The organism is Mucilaginibacter sp. OAE612, from assembly GCF_041806395.1.
GTDB classification, from domain to species: domain Bacteria; phylum Bacteroidota; class Bacteroidia; order Sphingobacteriales; family Sphingobacteriaceae; genus Mucilaginibacter; species Mucilaginibacter rubeus.
Map to the genome: position 1 here is coordinate 6,471,139 of NZ_JBGMUW010000001.1, position 19,297 is coordinate 6,490,435.

19 protein-coding genes and 2 tRNA genes are annotated in these 19,297 nt (G+C 41.8%); 14 read left to right on the forward strand and 7 right to left on the reverse strand.

Going from position 1 to position 19,297, the window contains the following annotated elements; translation table 11 throughout:
- Positions 1-230 precede the first annotated feature (230 nt).
- From ABID99_RS27170 to ABID99_RS27190, 5 genes are all read left to right on the forward strand, one after another.
- Complete coding sequence (locus ABID99_RS27170; protein WP_373615725.1) at positions 231-1,775, forward strand: endonuclease NucS domain-containing protein; 1,545 nt, start codon at positions 231-233, stop codon at positions 1,773-1,775.
- A 100-nt stretch (positions 1,776-1,875) separates the two neighbouring features.
- The gene (locus ABID99_RS27175; RefSeq protein ID WP_090533654.1) at positions 1,876-2,196 is read left to right on the forward strand and encodes a helix-turn-helix transcriptional regulator; all 321 of its coding nucleotides are present in this window, start codon (positions 1,876-1,878) and stop codon (positions 2,194-2,196) included.
- A complete protein-coding gene (locus tag ABID99_RS27180; protein ID WP_188834123.1) occupies positions 2,193-2,693 on the forward strand; it encodes an SRPBCC domain-containing protein in 501 nt (166 codons plus the stop codon). Before ABID99_RS27175 ends, ABID99_RS27180 begins: the two co-directional genes overlap by 4 nt.
- Before the next feature lie 65 nt (positions 2,694-2,758).
- Positions 2,759-3,193 carry a VOC family protein gene (locus ABID99_RS27185; RefSeq protein ID WP_188834122.1) on the forward strand — a complete coding sequence of 145 codons (435 nt, stop codon included), beginning with the start codon at positions 2,759-2,761 and terminating at the stop codon, positions 3,191-3,193.
- Positions 3,194-3,325: 132 nt separating this feature from the next.
- Positions 3,326-4,252 (forward strand): hypothetical protein, encoded by a 927-nt coding sequence (locus tag ABID99_RS27190; protein ID WP_188834121.1) that lies wholly within the window; start codon positions 3,326-3,328, stop codon positions 4,250-4,252.
- 59 nt (positions 4,253-4,311) lie between these two features.
- Here ABID99_RS27190 and ABID99_RS27195 read toward each other — a convergent pair.
- Positions 4,312-4,383: transfer RNA gene (locus ABID99_RS27195), tRNA-Glu, on the reverse strand.
- Positions 4,384-4,488: 105 nt separating this feature from the next.
- Positions 4,489-4,563, reverse strand: a tRNA-Glu gene (locus ABID99_RS27200).
- Between the two features lie 194 nt (positions 4,564-4,757).
- Between ABID99_RS27200 and ABID99_RS27205 the strand changes: the two genes are divergently transcribed.
- Genes ABID99_RS27205 through ABID99_RS27230 form a run of 6 tightly spaced genes read left to right on the forward strand, consistent with a single transcriptional unit; the run spans position 4,758 to position 11,139 of the window.
- On the forward strand, positions 4,758-5,039 hold the full coding sequence (locus ABID99_RS27205; RefSeq protein ID WP_090533667.1) for a DUF427 domain-containing protein: 282 nt from the start codon (positions 4,758-4,760) through the stop codon (positions 5,037-5,039).
- Between the two features lie 4 nt (positions 5,040-5,043).
- A complete protein-coding gene (locus ABID99_RS27210; RefSeq protein WP_373615727.1) occupies positions 5,044-6,429 on the forward strand; it encodes a mercuric reductase in 1,386 nt (461 codons plus the stop codon).
- A gap of 11 nt (positions 6,430-6,440) precedes the next feature.
- Positions 6,441-7,403, forward strand: a complete 963-nt coding sequence (locus ABID99_RS27215; protein WP_373615728.1) for an ABC transporter ATP-binding protein — start codon at positions 6,441-6,443, stop codon at positions 7,401-7,403.
- Positions 7,396-8,967, forward strand: coding sequence for an ABC transporter permease/substrate-binding protein (locus ABID99_RS27220; RefSeq protein WP_373615729.1), 1,572 nt, complete (start codon positions 7,396-7,398; stop codon positions 8,965-8,967). Before ABID99_RS27215 ends, ABID99_RS27220 begins: the two co-directional genes overlap by 8 nt.
- A 5-nt stretch (positions 8,968-8,972) precedes the next feature.
- Complete coding sequence (gene egtB, locus ABID99_RS27225; protein ID WP_373615730.1) at positions 8,973-10,124, forward strand: ergothioneine biosynthesis protein EgtB; 1,152 nt, start codon at positions 8,973-8,975, stop codon at positions 10,122-10,124.
- A 25-nt stretch (positions 10,125-10,149) separates the two neighbouring features.
- Positions 10,150-11,139, forward strand: a complete 990-nt coding sequence (locus ABID99_RS27230) for an L-histidine N(alpha)-methyltransferase (protein ID WP_373615731.1) — start codon at positions 10,150-10,152, stop codon at positions 11,137-11,139.
- Between the two features lie 80 nt (positions 11,140-11,219).
- Here the strand turns inward: ABID99_RS27230 and ABID99_RS27235 are convergent, their stop codons facing one another.
- Positions 11,220-12,041 carry a phytanoyl-CoA dioxygenase family protein gene (locus tag ABID99_RS27235; protein WP_373615732.1) on the reverse strand — a complete coding sequence of 274 codons (822 nt, stop codon included), beginning with the start codon at positions 12,039-12,041 and terminating at the stop codon, positions 11,220-11,222.
- A gap of 124 nt (positions 12,042-12,165) precedes the next feature.
- On the opposite strand from ABID99_RS27235, the gene ABID99_RS27240 reads away from it, so the two are divergent.
- Positions 12,166-13,059 carry an AraC family transcriptional regulator gene (locus ABID99_RS27240; protein WP_373615734.1) on the forward strand — a complete coding sequence of 298 codons (894 nt, stop codon included), beginning with the start codon at positions 12,166-12,168 and terminating at the stop codon, positions 13,057-13,059.
- Between the two features lie 98 nt (positions 13,060-13,157).
- Here ABID99_RS27240 and ABID99_RS27245 read toward each other — a convergent pair whose 3' ends face one another.
- Genes ABID99_RS27245 through ABID99_RS27260 form a run of 4 tightly spaced genes read right to left on the reverse strand, consistent with a single transcriptional unit; the run spans position 13,158 to position 15,842 of the window.
- A complete protein-coding gene (locus ABID99_RS27245) occupies positions 13,158-13,814 on the reverse strand; it encodes a response regulator (protein ID WP_373615735.1) in 657 nt (218 codons plus the stop codon).
- A 51-nt stretch (positions 13,815-13,865) separates the two neighbouring features.
- A complete protein-coding gene (locus tag ABID99_RS27250; RefSeq protein WP_373615736.1) occupies positions 13,866-14,711 on the reverse strand; it encodes a sensor histidine kinase in 846 nt (281 codons plus the stop codon).
- The gene (locus ABID99_RS27255; protein ID WP_090533683.1) at positions 14,687-15,334 is read right to left on the reverse strand and encodes a hypothetical protein; all 648 of its coding nucleotides are present in this window, start codon (positions 15,332-15,334) and stop codon (positions 14,687-14,689) included. The genes ABID99_RS27250 and ABID99_RS27255 overlap by 25 nt, the downstream gene beginning before the upstream one ends.
- A gap of 19 nt (positions 15,335-15,353) precedes the next feature.
- Entirely contained in the window at positions 15,354-15,842 is a 489-nt protein-coding gene (locus ABID99_RS27260) for a hypothetical protein (RefSeq protein ID WP_090533685.1), read from the reverse strand.
- A 358-nt stretch (positions 15,843-16,200) separates the two neighbouring features.
- Between ABID99_RS27260 and ABID99_RS27265 the strand changes: the two genes are divergently transcribed.
- A complete protein-coding gene (locus ABID99_RS27265; RefSeq protein ID WP_090533687.1) occupies positions 16,201-17,136 on the forward strand; it encodes a hypothetical protein in 936 nt (311 codons plus the stop codon).
- Between the two features lie 286 nt (positions 17,137-17,422).
- On the forward strand, positions 17,423-19,261 hold the full coding sequence (locus ABID99_RS27270) for a hypothetical protein (protein WP_373615737.1): 1,839 nt from the start codon (positions 17,423-17,425) through the stop codon (positions 19,259-19,261).
- Positions 19,262-19,297: the final 36 nt, after the last annotated feature.

Consider the following 19,297-nt stretch of genomic DNA (forward strand, 5'->3'; position numbering starts at 1 on the left):
TTATTCGGTATAGATATTTAAGTATGGGAACAAAATCTTTTAATGTAGAGGGCGTCCTTCGTGGGAATGTTGTTTGGCTCGAGCATATAACGCTTGGATGCAGGGCAATGTACCCGTGGCTTCTTAGTTTGATAAGTCACGGGTATGTTCACACCCTAGTTGTTGATTTTAGTAAAATTTATGTAATTTGAATTATTCAATTAATGAATAATCTATTGTAGGTAAAGCATATGCAAGTTGAATTTATCATACGCGACTGGCTTGTCGCCAATCCCGAGTTTATTGAACGAGGCTTGCAAATTGTAAAGAAAGAATATTATCTGTCAGATGAAATAGGAACCAACGGATTCATAGATATACTTTGTAAGGATGTCTATAACAATTTCGTCATTGTAGAAATTAAAAGATCCGATTCGGCCGCCCGCCAAACCTTCACAGAGGTATTTAAATATGCTGAGCTTATTAGGGATAAATATAAAGCACGTGATAGTGAGATAAAAATCATAGTTATTTCAACACATTGGGACGAAATAATACGGGCATTCTCCTTTACTTGCTTCAGATCTCGTTTCCCTATAAAAGGTTTAAGGATTTATTTAAACGCTCAAACTAAAATACCCGAAAGTATCGAAGAAGTAGCGCCTATAAGTAATCCTGGATATTCCCGAAAGTTTATGGCGTATCAGATTTTGTATTTGTTTGCCACAAAGGAAAAGCGCCAAATAGCCCATGAAGTGTTAAATCAAAAACTTCAACAAGCAAATATTGATAATTATGTAGCAATAGATTTAGATGCTTTGCCAGATAAAGAGTTGTTCCATTATTATGCAATTGATGCAGCTTTTCAAAAACAATCAATAGAGGAACTGTTGTATTCGATCGATCTTCTCAAGGGGATGCATCATCTCGATATGGAAGAAAGTGAGTTTGAAGACAAAAAATCATATCAATCCTATCTAGAACAGGTTTTTATTGTTGCCTTAGAAATGGGTAAATATTACGACACAATGGAGGTTGGTTATGCTGAAAAATTCGAGAGTATTATCGGGATTCAGAATTGGCAGATAACAGCGATTAAGCGATATGGTATATTCAAGAATGATCCGAGATACGGGGACGATCTATTGTTAAAAGAACTTAAAGGACACGATGGAGGCAGTTCAAACAAATTCGTTGCATTTACCGAATCTGGTCAAATGGAGCGGCTTAAAGAAATCTACATGGAATGCCAGCATTGTTTGGCACACACGCCGCAATGGGCGGAATTTATTAGTCGTCTTATAACAGATCTGCAATCAAGTTCGAAAAAATTCAAGCTACTTATTGATATATATAATCCTGACTCTATTGTTACTGCCCTATATTTCAGTTTAACTAAAGGAAATCCCGGTTATCTGCCGTTATTCTTGATCTTTGTACAATATATAGAAGAAGAAAAAACAGAGGTGTACAAAGGCGAAGTGCTTTCGTTTGGAGGCAGGCCACGCTTGAAGATTTTCACGTCGACGGATTATAATGAAATTTCTAACGAGATTTTAAGTCTTAGTATTTTTTCAGACAATGAAATAAATGCTCTTAAGATGGGGCTTCGTTACACTGTTTTAAAAACGTCTTTGCTTGGTAATGAAGAATCGGAACAATTTGTTACCCTCAACGAAAGCAAAATTACATCAGATACTACAAATTATGACTCCATTGAAGATTATATCTTAAGAAATAAAACATCGATTATTCTTATGATTCAAAACTATAATCGGGTGTCCATGACTATATAAAAAACCAATTGAAGAATGAAAATTTCCTGCCCCTCGTTATAGCTCCCCAAAAAGATAATCACAAATAAATTTGCGCAACTCAAAAGTTGCGCGTTTTAACATGAAACAAGATCTATTCCAGGCCATAGCCGATCCGACACGCAGAGCTATTTTAACTTTAATTGCTATCAAGGCGTTGACACCTAATGCAATGGCCGAAAAATTTGATATGACCCGGCAGGCAGTATCCAAACATATTAAAGTACTGCATGAATGCGAACTGATTAAACCTGAGCACTCGGGCAGGGAAATTTATTATCACTTTAATGCAAAGAAAATGCAGGAGCTTGATAATTGGTTGGCCCAATTCAGGCAGAGCTGGGAAACACAGTTTAATCAGCTCGACAAAGTATTATCAACAATTAAACAACAGAAAATATGAACAACGATTTGCTATTTGATTTTACCGTTGATAAAGCAGCGCAAAAGGTATTTATAACCCGCGAGTTTGATGCCGGGCTTGACCTGGTATGGGATGCTTTTACCAAACAGGAAATACTTGACCGGTGGGCTGCACCCGCGCCAATGCGCTCTAAAACCAAATACATGAATTTTGAAGTTGGGGGACGAAGATTTTACGCCATGATAAGCCCCGACGGGCAAGAACGCTGGCTGCTGCAGAAATATACTTCTATTACCCCCAAAACCAATTTCAAGCTATATAATTCTTTTGCTGATAAAGACGAAAACCCCGAATTACCGGGCTCCGAATGGGATTACAATTTCAGCGAACAAGATGGCATAACAACCGTGAATATTTCCATTTATAATGAATCGCTTGAACGCATGGAGCGCTTAACCGACGGTTTCACCAAAGGAATGATGCTGATGTTGAAAAACCTGGACGATCTGTTTTCAACCTTATCGCAAAAATCATAAGGTGAAATGAATATTAATAACCGAAGAGATAAACAAAAAACATAACAATTTAAAAACTAAAAATTATGAGAGCAATTAATCCCTGGATCAACTTCAATGGCAACGCCCAGGAAGCATTCGATTTTTACAAATCAGTTTTTGGCGGAGAGTTCACCAGGATCATTCGTTTTAAAGATTTGGCCGGCCCTGAGTTTCAGGTGGCGGAAAGTGAAGAAAACAAAATAATGTACATTGGCTTACCCCTTGGCAAAAACAACGTATTGATAGCTAATGATGTGCCTGAATTTATGGGACGGGTAAGCGAAAACGAAAACAGGTCTAAAATATATGCGAGCGCCGAAAGTCGTGAAGAAGCCGACAAAATATTTAACGGACTATCAGCCGGAGGAGAGGTCGAAGGGCCAATCGGCGATAGTCCGTGGGGTACATACGCCGGTATGTTCCGAGATAAATATGGTATTGAATGGATTGTGGAATTTGATCCGGGTTATGAAGGGTAAAATTAAGGGAAAGGAAAGTGTGCGCGTTCCGAACTCAAGCAAAAGGCCGATTAACGAACGTTTTAATCGGCCTTTTCGTTGGATATAGTTGCTGGTTTGATGATGTAGGCTTATAGTTGTAGCTTAGCCACTATGAGCTATCACATCATCATAAATAAGAATCAGAATATTACATATGGGCAGTTGCTTAAGAATAGCTTTGTTCCAAATAATGTTTGCATTAAAGGAAAAGTTGAAACTGATGAAGTTATTGTTGGTTACAGTAAGTTTTACTTAGAGAATGAATCGGCTCGCGGGGTGGCACTTACTGTTGGTGAAGCTGCATATGATGTGGAACTGAATATTTGCGCAAGTACAGCTGATTATATACTTGCAGCTAAACTTGCTTTGGCAATTGCCCAAATCAATAACTCAATAATTTCGCCTGAATTTGATGACGAACTTTCTTTAGATCAATTTGAAGTCCAATACAATTCGGCTTGGGCGCATTTATCTCGTTTAAATGGTGTTGATACATTAAGGTTTCTTTTGGAAAAGAGCGACGAAGTTATGCTGCCAGGTTGTATACGGCCGTTTTATTTCGGGAACTACGTTCTTAATAAACTTTCACAAGACCAGCCCGATGAAGGGCAATTTGCCGACCGTGTAATAGATGAAATTAGAAAAATACAATTTATTGATCAAGCTACTGAAGATTTAGAAGTGCCAACCCTTATGGACGCAAATTTTCCAGAAGGCGTGCAAACGGTTCAGATTATATTGCCGGAGTATAAATTACTACTTCAAAAATCGGATCTGATTATCTTAAGAATGGGTAGCGAAATATTAAAAATAGATAGGCAACGATTTATTCAACACCCATCCCTGGTGCTGGAAAGGCTTGACGAAGTGCAGTATATACTTCAACCGATTGAGAAAGACACTTATTTAAAAATTATGAGATACTTTTCTTCAATTGATGTTCAACCAGAGCAGGTTAAGAGAGTTGAACCGGCGCCTTTAGAGACAGAAGCACCAACAAAAGTTATTGAGGGTAAATGGTGGCAATTTTGGAGGTAATAAGCTCAAAACATAGTAAACAAAAAAGCCGCCTTCGTTTCCTAAAGCGGCTTTCCATGTAGCCCGTAGGGGAATCGAACCCCTGTTTGAAGAATGAAAATCTCCTGTCCTAACCCCTAGACGAACGGGCCATTTTATTTTGTTTCCCTTGATTTGAATTACGCAACCCCGGAAAACGCTGGATTGATAACGTATTAAAAAACCCCAGATCTTTCGATTTGAGGTTTCGTGTCTTGTGGTAGCCCGTAGGGGAATCGAACCCCTGTTTGAAGAATGAAAATCTCCTGTCCTAACCCCTAGACGAACGGGCCTTTTTTATTGTTTCCCTTGATTTGGGATTGCAAAGATAGAGTTTAAATAATAAAATTAAAAGAAAGAATAAAAAAAATCCAAATTGTTGATGAAAGCTATTGTATATCAATTAAATAAAATAAAAAACTAAGAGGGGGCTTGCAAACTTTGCCGGGTTAAAGCTATCTTTATTCCATAAATCAATCATCTTTTTATGAAAGCTATCTGGAATAACCAGGTCATTGCCGAAAGCAATGACACTATTGTTGTTGAAAATAATCATTATTTCCCTAAAGAAAGCGTTAAGGCCGAGTATCTTAAACCGTCCGACGTGCATACAACCTGCCCGTGGAAGGGGCTGGCATCATATTATTCCCTCGAAGTTGACGGCAAAGAAAACCAGGATGCCGCCTGGTTTTATCCCGAACCAAAAGATGCTGCAAAAAACATTACCAATTATGTGGCGTTTTGGAAGGGTGTGAAAATTACCGAATAAAACTATGAAAACTTACGATGCCATTGTTATAGGCGCCGGTCAGGCCGGCGCCCCATTAGCCAAAAAATTGGCTAATGCCGGAAAAAAGACCGTTATAATTGAGAAACGATTTTATGGCGGTACTTGCGTTAACGATGGCTGTACGCCTACTAAAACCATGGTTGCTTCGGCAAAGGCGGCTTACATGGCGGGTAAAAGTCATGAATTGGGTGTGCCGGTAAAAAAGTTTTCGGTTGATCTTGCCGCCATAAAAAAACGTAAGGATGATATCGTATTACGCTCGCGTAATGGCGGACTAAAATCTGCCGAAAAAACACAAAACCTTGATGTGGTGTTGGGCGAGGCGACTTTTACTGGCGAAAAAACGATTGAGGTTAAGCTTAACAGCGGCAAAAAGCAAACGATTACTGCGGATCTTATCTTTTTAAACCCGGGTGCGCTGCCTTTGATTCCCGAAATTGAGGGCTTGAATGAGATAAAATATCTCAACTCAACCACCATACTTGATTTGGAAGAAGTACCGGGGCATCTGCTTGTGCTTGGCGGAAATTACATCGGACTGGAGTTTGGACAGATGTTTCGGCGGTTTGGCAGCAAGGTTACCATTTTAGAAAAATCAGAGCGGATAGTATCGCATGAGGATGAGGATATTTCGGAAGAGATGCAAAAGATCCTCGAACTGGAGAAAATCGAGGTCCTCAATAATGCCCAGGCTGTTAAGTTTAAACAAAAAGCCGGCGGCAAAATAACAGCGACGATAGCTCGAAAAGGGGAGGAGCGCAAAATCAAATGCACCCATGTATTGGTGGCCATCGGCCGTAAACCGCAAACGGAGGCTTTGAATTTGCCCATCGCCGGGATTGAAACGGATGAGCATGGTAACATCAGGGTGAACGATAAGCTGGAAACCTCAGCCGCTGGTGTTTATGCACTTGGTGACGCAAAGGGCGGCCCGGCGTTTACACACATTTCTTATAACGATTATACCATTGTTTACCGTAACCTTTTTGAAAAAACGGATTATAACATCCAGGACCGTCCGGTGCCTTATTGCATGTTTACCGATCCGCAATTGGGCAGGATCGGCTTGGATGAAACCGGGGCAAAAAAGCTGGGGATTAAATATAAAGTAGCAAAGCTGCCCATGGCCCATGTGGCGCGTGCTATTGAGACTGGCGATACACGTGGTTTTATGAAAGCCATTGTTGATCCCGATACAAAAAAGATTTTAGGTGCTACGGTACTTGGCCCCGAAGGCGGAGAAATCATGACTGTGCTGCAAATGGCCATGGAAGGCGGTATTACTTACGACAGGATCCGTTATTGTGTTTTTGCCCATCCACTGTATTCCGAATCGCTGAATAACCTTTTCATGACCCTTGGGGATTAAAACCGGCGCGCATGATCAAAGTTGATAAGGTAAGCAAATATTTTGGCGGGGTTAAAGCGGTTGATGGGGTATCTTTCCAGGTAGAGGAGCAGGAGAACCTCATTTTGTTAGGCACCAGCGGCTGCGGTAAAACCACCACGCTAAAAATGATCAATCGGCTTATTGAACCAACCAAAGGCAGTATTTACATTGATGATAAAAACATCATGGATCAGGATCCTGAAACCCTGCGCCGTGGGATTGGCTATGTGCTGCAAAACAACGGCTTGTTTCCGCATTATACGGTTGCTCAAAATATCGCTGTTGTGCCTAATCTGTTAAAATGGGATAAACAGAAAACTGAAAAGCGCACGGCCGAACTAATGGAAAAACTCCATCTCGATGCTTCGTATCTGAATATTTACCCTAACGAACTGAGCGGTGGCCAGCAGCAGCGCATTGGTTTGGCAAGGGCATTGGTGTCGAATCCGCCGGTGTTGCTGATGGACGAGCCTTTTGGCGCGCTGGATAATGTTACCCGCTCAAAGATTCATGCCGAATTTAAAGCCCTTGATGAGCTTAAGCGTAAAACCATTATCATGGTAACGCATGATGTGCAGGAAGCTTTTGAACTGGGTGACAGGATCTGCCTGATGGACAAAGGAAAGATTATCCAGTCGGGAACGCCAGCGCAATTACTGTTTAATTCCGTAAATGATTTTGTAAAAGATTTTTTGAAACATCAGCGCTTGCAACTGGAATTTAAGGCCATTAAGCTGATCGATCTTTGGGAATTATTGCCTGAATTAAATAAAGAAACGAAAGCTTCATCTTTTGATGCCGGTACTAACCTGTGGGAAGCCCTGGAGAGTTTTAAATTTAATAACGGCGAAACCATTAATATCAGCAAAGATCAAAACCAGGTTAAAACGGTAAGCTTTGAACAGCTGATGACGGCCTTTTATCAATATAAAAACCATCAGGCCCATGAATGAGCAGCAGCAAACCTTATGGCAGTTTATGCAGCAGCAGTCGGGCAAGCTGCAGGAGCAAACCCTGCAGCATATCGGACTTACTTTTATTTCGTTGTGCATAGCTGTATTAGTTGGCTTGCCGCTGGGCATTCTTATTGTTCGTAAAAAACAATTATCAGGCATAGTTTTAGGGATTGCAGGAGTACTGCAAACAATTCCCAGTATAGCGTTGCTTGGTTTCATGATCCCGCTTTTAGGGATTGGTCCTAAGCCAGCCATTGTTGCATTATTGCTATACGCACTTCTACCCATTATCCGCAACACCTACACGGGCATTTTGGGGGTTGATGCGTCGGTTAAAGAAGCTGCTGTTGCTATGGGGATGAGCAAATGGCAAATCTTGTTTAAGGTAGAGTTGCCCCTGGCCATGCCGGTAATATTTGCCGGCATCCGCACGGCTACGGTGATCAACGTGGGCGTGGCAACACTGGCTTCGCTTATTGCAGCCGGTGGTTTGGGCGAGTTTATTTTCGGTGGGATCTCACTTAATAATACCAACATGATCCTGGCGGGAGCAATTCCTTCGGCGCTGCTGGCAGTTGTTTTTGATTTGCTGTTATCGATGATACAAAAGATCAGCTTTAAAAAGTTGAAGCGTTTTTTATATGTATTCCCGGTATTGCTGGTAGTATTCTGCCTGTTCTATATCATCCCGGCAAAATCAAAAGGAAAGCTTACCGCGGGTTTTACGCCCGAATTTATGGGCAGGCAGGACGGCGATCTCGGCCTCCGGAGCAAATACGGCTTAAAGATCCATACCATCGTGATCAGCGATGCTGTAATGTATAAGGCTGCATTTGAAAAGCATCTGGATGTAATTAGTGGCTATTCAACCGATGGCAGGCTAAAAGCTTACGATTTGGTTGTGCTGGATGATGATAAGCACATTTTTCCGCCATACTATGCGGCGCCAATTGTTCGCGATGATGCCCTGAAAAAATTTCCTGACCTTGAGCCGACATTAAATCTGCTTTCGGGCAAAATAAATGATTCAGTCATGACGGTTTTAAATTACCGTACCGACTATCTTCACCAAAGCCCCGAACGTGTTGCAAGGGATTTTTTGGTTGCCAATAAATTATGGCGGCCGGAACGGGGCGGGAACGATGGCATAGTGCGGATAGGTTCAAAGATATTTGGTGAACAATACATCCTGGCTAATATGTACAGCATGCTGATAAAGGGATATACAGATCATGAGGTATCAACCAAAACAGGCCTTGGCGGCACCAAAATTTGCTTTGACGCGCTAACCAATAACCAGATAGATTTTTACCCAGAATACACGGGTACGGGTTTGCTGGCAATTTTACAGGCATCGCCAAAAACGGTTAATGAGGTAACAGTAAACAGGGATAGCACATACAATTATGTACAACGCCAGTTTGAAAGCAGGTATCAAATTAAATGGCTTAAACCCATTGGTTTTAACAATGCTTACGCTTTAATGATGAGGCAGCAGCAGGCCAGGAAATTGGGGATTAAAACAATTTCAAACTTAAAACAGTTTTTGGATAAGAAATAACATCGATGGATTTAATAGCCCGGTACAAAGAGGTACGCCAACGTACAGAAAAAATTTGTTCGTATTTGCAAACGGAAGACTATGTGGTACAGCCTGTTGTGGACGTTAGTCCGCCTAAATGGCACATTGGTCACGTTACCTGGTTTTTTGAAACGTTCATCCTTAAGCCCTACTTCATGGGTTACAAGGAATATAATCCTGATTATAATTACGTTTTTAACAGTTACTACGAAACTGTTGGCACGCGCGTGATCCGTACAGATCGTGGTAACCTGAGCCGCCCAACGGTTATTGAAATCTATGGCTATCGCAAATATGTTGATGAAGCCATGGAAAGCTTTTTATGCGGCGAAATAAGTGACGATGTTAAAGAATTACTTATTCTGGGCTTTAACCACGAAGAGCAGCACCAGGAGCTTTTAATGACCGATATTAAATTCATCCTGGGCCACAACCCACTATTCCCTGCCTATAATAAAAATTATGCCGCCCCTCATATTGATGAAAGGGGGAATGATGCTTTTATTAGTATGGGTGAAGGGATTTATGAAATAGGTTTTACCGGCGATGGATTTTGTTTCGATAATGAGCTTAACCGGCATAAAGTATACCTCAATGCTTATGAAATAAGCCCCAAACTGGTAACAAATGCCGAATACCTGGAGTTTATTGACGGGGGCGGCTATTATGATTTTCGGCACTGGCACGCCGAGGGCTGGGATTGGGTAAAAGCAAATAAGGTTGAAGCGCCGTTGTATTGGCACCTCATAGATAATGAATGGCATAACTATACCTATCACGGCTTAGAGCCGCTGCATTTAAAAGATCCCGTTACACATATCAGCTATTTTGAGGCTTACGCTTATGCGTCATGGAAAGGCTTGCGGTTACCCACCGAATTTGAGTGGGAAGCTGCCTCTTCAAAATTTAACTGGGGGCGCCGCTGGGAGTGGACCGAAAGTTCCTACCTGCCTTACCCGGGTTTTGCCAAGGCGCCGGGTGCCATAGGCGAATACAATGGCAAGTTTATGGTTAATCAGAAAGTGCTGCGCGGCGCGTCAGAAGTTACGCCCCCGGGTCATAGTCGTGCAACATATCGCAATTTTTTTCAGACAAATTTACGATGGCAATTTACTGGCATAAGACTTGCGAGGTAAATTGACACAAAACACCACCACATCTATGAGCCAAGCCTTTACACCCACAGCCGTTAATTGTGTCATAAGCGCCGAAAACAAGCAGTTTTATGATGATGTTATAGCTGGGCTGCAATCGGAGCCAAAGCACCTCAATTCAAAGTATTTTTATGATGCCAATGGCGATAAGCTATTCCAGGAGCTCATGAATTGCTCTGAATACTATCCGACTAACTGCGAACTGGAGATCTTTTCAGAAAAAACTGCCGAGATCTGTGACGCGCTGATTGCTGATGGCGATGCTTTTGACCTGATAGAACTTGGTGCAGGTGATGCCACAAAATCCTCTTACCTGCTTAAATATCTGCTGGATAAAAAAGCTGATTTTACTTATTTGCCTATTGATATCTCAGATAATGTAATATCATATCTCAATATAACCCTGCCCGTAACTTTGCCCGGCTTAAAGATCACCGGACTAAATGGCGAATATTTTGAGATGCTGAAAAAGGCCGCCGCTATTTCGCCAAGGCGTAAAGTGGTGCTGTTTTTAGGTTCAAACATTGGCAATATGCCACTTGATGGGGCCATAGAGTTTTGCCGTGAGCTAAGAAATAACCTATCAGAAGGAGACATGGTACTGATTGGCATGGACCTGAAAAAAGATCCGCGCGTTATCCTTGCAGCTTATAATGACAAAGATGGTATTACCCGCGAGTTTAATCTCAACCTGTTACGCCGCATTAACCGCGAGCTGCATGCTAATTTTGATATAAGCAAGTTTGAACATTATCCAACCTACGATCCTGAAACCGGGGCGTGCAAAAGCTACCTCATCAGTTTGCAAGATCAGCAGGTAAGCGTCGGCAACGAAAAAATAGATTTCAAGAAGGATGAATACATCTACATGGAGATCTCCCAAAAGTTCACCCTTATGCAAACCGATCAGATAGCCATAAACACAGGCTTTCAACCGGTAGGCCAGTTTTTTGATACCAAAAAATGGTTTATTGATGCGGTTTGGGTAGCGGCGTGACCTCACCCAACCCTCTCCAAAGGAGAGGGCTTTTAACAGCTATTTTAAAGTCTCCCCCTTTGGGGGAGATTTAGAGGGGGTCATAGCACTTTCGGGTTCAACTCCGAATCAATCAGACCCCCGATTGGTTTACCCATCAGCCATTTATGGTGATCATTTTTTTGCCATTCGTTTTTGTAAGGGGTAACGCGGGCACCATCGGCTACATAAATGATGGTCATGATCTCGCGCATTTTGTCTGAGTTATTGCCGGGAGCATTGTGGATGGTGAAGCCCCGGTGCCAGGTTGCATCGCCGGCCTTCATGGTTTGGGCGCGGGTTATTTCAAATCCTTTCTCTTTCACATAATCGTCAAACGCCGATTCCGATTCGTCAGAAATTTCATGGTTAAATACAGCGCCATTAACGTATGAACCCGAGGCAAAAGTCAGCATACCCATGTTTACATCAATATCAACCAGGGGCATCCAAAGGGTTACCGTATTGTTGGTATCGATGGGCCAGTAATACTGGTCCTGGTGCCATGGGGTAGGGCCGCCGCCGGGTTCTTTAAAGAGTGCCTGGTCGTGATAGATACGTACATTTTCAACCCCCATGAGGTCGGCGGCAATTTTGGCCAGGCGTTTGGCCATCACAAAGGTTTTAACATCTTCATCAACCTGCCAAAGGTTCATGATCTGCAAAAAGGCTTTACCATAAGTGTCGCGCTCTTCCAGTTTGCGCTTTTCGGTGTTGTACCTGTCGGCCGCGCCAACAATTACGGGGCGATAGGCAGCAATTTCATCTTTTGTAAGCACTTCGTGTACAAGGGTATGGCCTTTTTCACGAAATTCATTAATATTGTGGTTGGATAGTTTTATAAAATTATCAAGTGACGGTAAATGAGCGATCTGTGTATCCATAGTTTTTAGGTTTATATTTCAAAGTAAGGTTAACTTTAGTTGAAAAAAAATGAAATGAATGGTACATTTATGGATGATTTTATCCGTAATTTGAATTAGAATTTTATTTACGTTAAAATATGCAATGATAAAAGCGTCGTACGAAGTTCTTCAACCTACAAACACGCAGTCATTTCTGGTACGGAAATTTGATAAGCTGGCATTTGATGCCCCTTATCATTTTCATGAAGAATATGAATTAACGTGTATCATCAGCGGCACCGGCAAACGCTATGTTGGCAGCCACATGGAAGATTTTGCGTCCGGCGATCTGGTGTTGCTTGGTTCTAACCTGCCGCATTGCTGGAAACTTGAACCCAATGAAACAGTGCTTCGCGAGGCAAGCGCGGTGGTGATCCAGTTTAATGATGCTTTTTTGGGCGAAGAGTTTTTTAACAAATTTGAGCTTCAGCTCATCAAAAAACTTTTTCAGCAAAGCGGTTGCGGGGTGTCATTTTATGGCGAAACGCGTGCCGAGGTTAACAAACTGCTGCTTAGCCTGGTTGAAGAGAAAAGCAATTTCAGGATGCTGATAGGTTTGCTCGAGATCCTGCACCGTATGGCTTCGTCAGAAGAGTACGTTCTGCTCGATCAGAACCGCATTATTGGCGAGCGCTCAAATACCGAGCGTGAGCGTATTAACCCGGTATTTGCTTACCTGGTTGAAAATTTCAGAAACCACGTATCATTAGATAAAGCGGCCGGTATTGCCAATATGACCCCGAATGCTTTTTGCAAATACTTTAAAAAAGTTACCCGCAAAACATTCATGGAAACTATAATTGAGTATCGCCTTAATTATGCCATACAGCAACTGGTGCAAACAGATAAGCCTATTTCAGAGATTTCCTATGAGAGCGGCTTTGGCGATGTATCGCACTTTTATAAAATGTTTAAAGCTAAAATGAACCTGAGCCCGCTTAACTACCGCAAAAGATTTATGCGCAACCTGGCCGGCGATAAAAAGTTATCAGCGTAATTAAGTATTAAGCCGGAAGTCTTTAGTCAGAAGTCGGTCAGGCCTTGTACTTCTTACTTATAATTAATGACTTAAGGCTTAAAACTTAGGACTGACGACTAATTTACACTAATAATGCCGCGTTTAATAGCGTAAATAACCAACCCTACTAAATTTTTCGATCCGGTTTTTTCAAACAGCCTTGCGCGGTAACCTTCAACAGTGCGCACACTCAGGAAAATTTTATCTGCTATCTCCTGGTTGGAGCACTCCTGGCAAACCAGTTTAAGCACTTCAATTTCGCGCTCGTTAAGGTCGGTTTTGTTATTGGGGATATTATCGGCGTGGTCGTTACCTACCAGCTGTTTGATGAGCGTTATAGAGAGATGTTCGTTAAAATAAAAACCTTTGTTATAAACGGTTGATACAGCCTCGATGATCTCTTCCGGTTCGGCATTTTTAAGCAGGTAGCCCGATGCTCCGGCCTTCATCATATCCACAATGTATTTGTCTTCATTAAACATGGATAACGCCAGGATCTTAATGTCCTTAAAATGCTGATGGACATAGGTGGCGGTTTGGATGCCGTCCATTTCGGGCATTTTAATATCCATCAATATAACATCGGGGGTTTTGTCGGTCAATAAGCCTATCAGCTCTTTGCCGTTCGAAGCTTCGAGTATCAGCTCAAAACCTCCGCAATCCTCAAGGGTAGCTTTTAAACCATTTCTGAAAATTTTATGGTCGTCTACTATACCTAATTTAATTGGGCCCATAGGTTGTTAACAAGATTCAAATTATCAATAAATATAGACTATTGATTTTAACTATGCTACTTTTAATTTAATGATACTGATTGCCCCGCTAAGCGGTTTGCTGTACGTATTTATTTCGCCATTAATGAGTTGCACGCGGCTTTGTAAATTTTTAAGACCGAAACCCTGCTTAACATCGTCCATATTAAAGCCTTTACCATTATCCTTAAACTCCATAATGAGGTAACCGGCTTGTAAGGCCATATTAAGGTTTATGACCGTAGCTTCCGAGTGTTTGATAGCATTACCAAACAACTCCTGGGCTATGCGGTACAGTGCCAGTTCAATTTCATTGGAGAAGCGTTTATCTACAAAATTTTTAGTGAAATTAACTTTGATATGGGTGTTGTTTTCCACCTTGGTGCACAGCGCCTCGACGGCAATCAGCAACCCATAGTCGGTAAGTATAGGAGGCAGCACATTTTGTATAATGTTCCTGATCTCCTGGATGCACTCATCGGCCAGTTTACGGGTGTCTATCAGTAGGGGCTGACTTACCTCACTCACGCAATTTTTGTCCAGCCGGTGCAGATTAAGCTTTATAGCTGAAAGTACCTGGCCAACACTATCGTGCAGGTCTTCGGCCAGGCGTCTGCGTTCACTTTCCTGGGTTTCAAAGACGGCGTTCATGAGGTCGGTTTGCCGTGCATCATGCATGGCGCGTAACTCTGCCTGGTTTTTTAGCATCCTCCGCTGGTAAATAATCACGAAGAAGAATAAAAAGCCGATCAATATAACAACCACGAGTGTCCCGATGATGAGTACCGGGATTAAGCCATTTTGGGTTATCTCTAAAATAGGGCTGTTATACATGATCATAATATGCAAACCTGCTATGCCTTTTTTTGTGGCTTGCAAAGTAATGCAACAGAGTATATTAGATTCGTAATAATATTAGTTATGCTAAAGATAACATAATAATCTGCTTTATCCTTATCAGGTATCTTGCTAAAAAGCATAAATAAAAAGATATTGACTGCTGAGTAAAATAGCACGCCTGAATTAAACCAAAATAAACCTTGTTTTTCAATATGAATAAAGGTTTGTGGATTTAAAAGTTGATAGAAGTATATAAGCGATAATACTATTAGTAAAAGACTTGATGCTGTATTTGAAACCGATGGATAATCAAACAAATTTTTGGCGTTATATAATACTACTGCCACTGTTATAGCTGCGAGTAATATAACTATCTTCTTTAGAAAAGACTTTGAAAGCAGTTTATAATACATCAAGCCAAAGAATCCTATTGTTAGGATAACATATACGTGGAGTAATGGATTAGTGTTTAAGGGATGTCCGGTATGTGGCTTGAATTGATATGACAACCACATCGACCAGTCAAATAAGGCTGATATCAATAAAAACAAAGCTAACAATTTCATTAAGCTGTCAAGATGCTTGTAGTTATGCGCCGCTGCCAGCAACGGGAATAGACCGGACATGACCGATATATTCATTAATAAAACGCTTACAAGCATGTGATTAGAATAATTAATATTAGTCTTTAGTCAAAATATTTTGCGGACAGCCAGCAGTACCAGGACATGGCACGGCCTGTTCACCAACAATATTGTCATTTTCGGCTGTCATAAGTGCGAAGGTTTGAACACCTTTGGCAGACTCTTTAGCCGCTGCTGATTTATTGCCTGGAAGTTGATCCTCTCCATCAGCCGTTACCCCAGTGATTATAAAATGCTGCTGCCCGCTAACATCGGCGATAACAGATAAAAGGAAATTGCTTACAGAAACCCAAAACTTTTGCCAGTTATTAAGCTTTTGATCGTTGGCATAATAAATACGGATGCCCATACAGCCATCCTGCTTTAATATGGTGTTTAATATTTCCTGTCCGAAAAATTGTGATATGATATCTTTTGGATTACGGTGCCTGTGATTCTTTGTCCATTCGGCCGCCAGGTTGATATCAATCGGTGCGCCTTCTTTTCCGGTAATAGGTGATGATGGTCTTCTTTCTTGTGTTTCCATAAAAAATAATAGCGTGTAGGGATTTAGTTTTGTATAAAACTAATACTAATAAGTATCTCTTTCAATGAGATGCCCCGGCCATATATCTTACAATATATTGCCGGTTCGTTTTTATCTGTTTGATTATTAATTGATTGTGAATTTAATCCGTTTTATCACGCTTGTATTATACGTATTTTTACGTATCAGAAACTGTAATCTTACGTGGCATGAAATTGCTGGTTATATAGGTCTTTTGTGCTTAAATAATCCTGTTTTTCAGGATGCAAAAAAAGTTTTTAATATAATATCTAAATATGGATATTGTTTATTAAATTGCTTTTGATAATAATATTACAAAAACCTAAAACCAAATTTTATGAAACAAGAAATGCTAATTACACAGATCAGCCCTGATCGGGTAGGCGAGTTCATCAGCGAAAGCTTTTATCAAGAGTTAACCGAAAATTTTCAGCAAAAATTCCCTACAGAAGTTAAATCGGTAATGCTTAGTCGCAAAGTTGTTGAAACTGTTTTGAACGCTGAAAACGTATCCGGTATCAAGTTTATGAACGGCCTTGAAGATGCTAATGATCCTTCATCAAGAATGTTGGTGCTGATTCCTTGTAATTACACCGTAACTGCCAGTTTACCTAACTCCATCATTAATCAACACGGTTTTATGACTAACACTGGTGAAGTTATTTCATTAGAAAGAACATGGCAGGTATTATTTAATCATGTATTGAATTTTAAGAAGCTTGATCCGACTATGGCTTATACACAAATTAACCGCGGATCGTTCATGGGAAGAGAAATATTAACCGAACTCGTATGTAGCACAAAAGTAAATAACTTGGTCTATCACTTCGGACACAGTATTGATGCTGACTACTCTTATAAAGCAATTATACACCCTGAAAGCAATATGTTTTTAATCGGAGATCAATCATATCCGTGTCCAGGTTCAACAGGTTGCCCAACTACAGGCAAAGATCCATGCGCACTTACCCGCATAACAACCACGATGTTAGGCACAGAAGCCGAAGGCCAGTTAAATACACTGCGCGCGTTCCGCGATAAAATACTAACCGATAAGTTGAGTGGTGTGGAAGTTGAGAAATATTACACCATTTCTGCATCGCTGCTGGAAGCTATTGACAAAACACCAAACCAAGGGGCAATATTTAAAGGCCTGTACGATAAATATATTGCTACTTCGCTTAACGCGATAAACCAAAATGATGAGGAAACTGCTTTTGCCTTGTTCCAGGAAGCTATGCAGCATCTCGCCGAAACATATCTGTATCAATAACAACCTAAAATGTGATTGCAAAGCGTCTTTCCTGCCCGGAAAGGCGCTTTCTTTTTTATACCGAAATTTCCCTTAAAACGTAATTCTACGTTTGGTTCATGTTGATGATACGTTTTAATATCGCGTACCACTACAGGCTATAATAGCGTACTGGCAACGTTGATTGCGCAGCCGTTTTGCCCAAACTTTGACTCAGCAAATGAGCCGCACATCAGCTTGTTTGCGGTGGAGTATGCTGAAAATCCAGTTTAAAGAGTAAGCCGGTACAAATACTAATCAAAAACTTATGAACTACATTATTAAAGGGAACCTGCGCGGTTTATTATGTTCAGACTGCGAACTGCCTGTTGCAGGCACATCGGTAAAAGTTTATCGCCCTTCCGATCAGCAAAATGAAACCCGGCTTGCTGTCGCCGATCCCAAACAAACCTTTCACCAGGTAAATGATGATGAACTGAAAGCGAAAGAGCGGTTGTTTATTACACAGGCCGATGTACAGGGAAACGGCGATTTTACTATCGAAATCGATGGCGGCAAATCCGGCTATGAAGGCGGCAGTATTGATGTAGACTGGTATTGCGGCAACGTACCTTTCAAAATCCCGCTGCCTAAAAATGAACCGCTATTACAGTTCCACATTACTACACTGCAACCCCTGTATAAAAGCAGCCAGGAAAATGCTCAATATGCGAGATTTGATTATAAAATAGATTCCAAATGGTTTTGCCGCATCCTTACCTTATTGGACATTTGGGTAGTTTGCGGTTATGTAAACGATTGTGAAACCCAAAAGCCAATTCCCGGTGTTAAGGTTTTTGCTTATGATGTCGACCTGCTGCAAGACGACTATTTGGGCAACGCCTATACCGATAACAACGGCAAGTTCACTATCGTATATCCCGGTGACAATTTTAGGAAAACCTTATTGCCATGGCTCAATGTAGAATGGCCTGCCGGTCCGGACTATTATTTCAGGGTTGAAAGTTCATCTGGCACTGTACTGCTGGCCGAAGACCGTACCCGGGGCCGCCAGAACGACAGGCATAATGCCAACAACTGTTTCTGCGTAAAACTGTGCATTAAAGGCGGCGGCATCATTACCAGCGATATACCATGGTTTACCGCGGTTGGGAATTTCAGCATTACATCTGATATTGATGGCAGCGGTAAAACCCTTATGAGCAAATTTGGAGCGGGCGGCACAGGATACGGTTTCTTTGGTTCGGTTAAGCTGGGGGGCTACGCCACCAAGAAAGTGCCCACCGCGCCGGCCAGCCCACTTTATTACCGCTTTTTGTTTTCTACCGATAACTTGAACTTCAGCCCGGTAACTACCGCCCAGATGGAAGCTACAGCCTTAAAAGTTGCCACCCGGCAAATCACCTGGAATGGTACAACTGCCTTTCAGGATGTAGTGATCGATATCAATAAACCTGCTTCTGTGCCCGATAGCGTTCCTGCAGATAATTATCCTAATCCGATCCCGGATCATGTGCTGCACCCTGACGCCAATGGCTGGGTACGTGTTGATCAGCCTGCATTGGATAATGGTTTTTATGGATCGCTGTTTTATTTAAACACTACTACCATTATTGGAGGCGGCGATGCCAGCGCCGGGTTAACGCCTGGTTTAGCTGTGCCTGTGGCAGATCAGAAAAACGGCAGAATGTTATACATCCAATTTCAAACTACTGACGATCCGGCTAATGCCGCTTCGCCAAACCTGAATACGCAATCGCTTATCGGCAAGATCTATGTTAACAACTGGAACGAAGTAAACCTGCTGAAGCTGGAAGAACTTTTTGCCGGCGGGGGCAGTGGCTGCACTCCGGTAAGCGGAACCGCCCATGCCGATTACACAGTTGACCATGAGCTGATTGCCAGCTGGTCGCTGGGTGTATGGTCAAACGCTACGGGTACTGTGAGCGGTTTGCCCAGCGGCACAACCCCGCGCGGAGACGCTAAGAAATTTGACATGGCCTCGCCGTCACCATTTGTTTTAACTCCTCCTTTTAGCGCATGGCCCTCATGCGCCTGTAGCCTAACCCTGACAACCTATCGCAAATTAACCACCGGCGAAAGTAACGACTGGGGAAAAACGAACCAGGTTATCTTTTGCAAGTAACCTGCATGTGAACGGGGGAAGAGGGTGCCGTTGCAT

What these genes read in the sequence shown, in the direction of transcription:
- ABID99_RS27245 (WP_373615735.1), bottom strand. Translation starts at nt 13,814, where the DNA reads ATGGGCCCAATTAAATTAGGTATAGTAGACGACCATAAAATTTTCAGA.
- ABID99_RS27270 (WP_373615737.1), top strand. Translation starts at nt 17,423, where the DNA reads ATGAACTACATTATTAAAGGGAACCTGCGCGGTTTATTATGTTCAGAC.
- ABID99_RS27180 (WP_188834123.1), top strand. Translation starts at nt 2,193, where the DNA reads ATGAACAACGATTTGCTATTTGATTTTACCGTTGATAAAGCAGCGCAA.
- ABID99_RS27260 (WP_090533685.1), bottom strand. Translation starts at nt 15,842, where the DNA reads ATGGAAACACAAGAAAGAAGACCATCATCACCTATTACCGGAAAAGAA.
- ABID99_RS27205 (WP_090533667.1), top strand. Translation starts at nt 4,758, where the DNA reads ATGAAAGCTATCTGGAATAACCAGGTCATTGCCGAAAGCAATGACACT.
- ABID99_RS27170 (WP_373615725.1), top strand. Translation starts at nt 231, where the DNA reads ATGCAAGTTGAATTTATCATACGCGACTGGCTTGTCGCCAATCCCGAG.
- ABID99_RS27175 (WP_090533654.1), top strand. Translation starts at nt 1,876, where the DNA reads ATGAAACAAGATCTATTCCAGGCCATAGCCGATCCGACACGCAGAGCT.
- ABID99_RS27215 (WP_373615728.1), top strand. Translation starts at nt 6,441, where the DNA reads ATGATCAAAGTTGATAAGGTAAGCAAATATTTTGGCGGGGTTAAAGCG.
- ABID99_RS27240 (WP_373615734.1), top strand. Translation starts at nt 12,166, where the DNA reads ATGATAAAAGCGTCGTACGAAGTTCTTCAACCTACAAACACGCAGTCA.
- ABID99_RS27185 (WP_188834122.1), top strand. Translation starts at nt 2,759, where the DNA reads ATGAGAGCAATTAATCCCTGGATCAACTTCAATGGCAACGCCCAGGAA.
- ABID99_RS27190 (WP_188834121.1), top strand. Translation starts at nt 3,326, where the DNA reads ATGAGCTATCACATCATCATAAATAAGAATCAGAATATTACATATGGG.
- ABID99_RS27220 (WP_373615729.1), top strand. Translation starts at nt 7,396, where the DNA reads ATGAATGAGCAGCAGCAAACCTTATGGCAGTTTATGCAGCAGCAGTCG.
- ABID99_RS27235 (WP_373615732.1), bottom strand. Translation starts at nt 12,041, where the DNA reads ATGGATACACAGATCGCTCATTTACCGTCACTTGATAATTTTATAAAA.
- ABID99_RS27255 (WP_090533683.1), bottom strand. Translation starts at nt 15,334, where the DNA reads ATGCTTGTAAGCGTTTTATTAATGAATATATCGGTCATGTCCGGTCTA.
- ABID99_RS27210 (WP_373615727.1), top strand. Translation starts at nt 5,044, where the DNA reads ATGAAAACTTACGATGCCATTGTTATAGGCGCCGGTCAGGCCGGCGCC.
- ABID99_RS27230 (WP_373615731.1), top strand. Translation starts at nt 10,150, where the DNA reads ATGAGCCAAGCCTTTACACCCACAGCCGTTAATTGTGTCATAAGCGCC.
- egtB (WP_373615730.1), top strand. Translation starts at nt 8,973, where the DNA reads ATGGATTTAATAGCCCGGTACAAAGAGGTACGCCAACGTACAGAAAAA.
- ABID99_RS27265 (WP_090533687.1), top strand. Translation starts at nt 16,201, where the DNA reads ATGAAACAAGAAATGCTAATTACACAGATCAGCCCTGATCGGGTAGGC.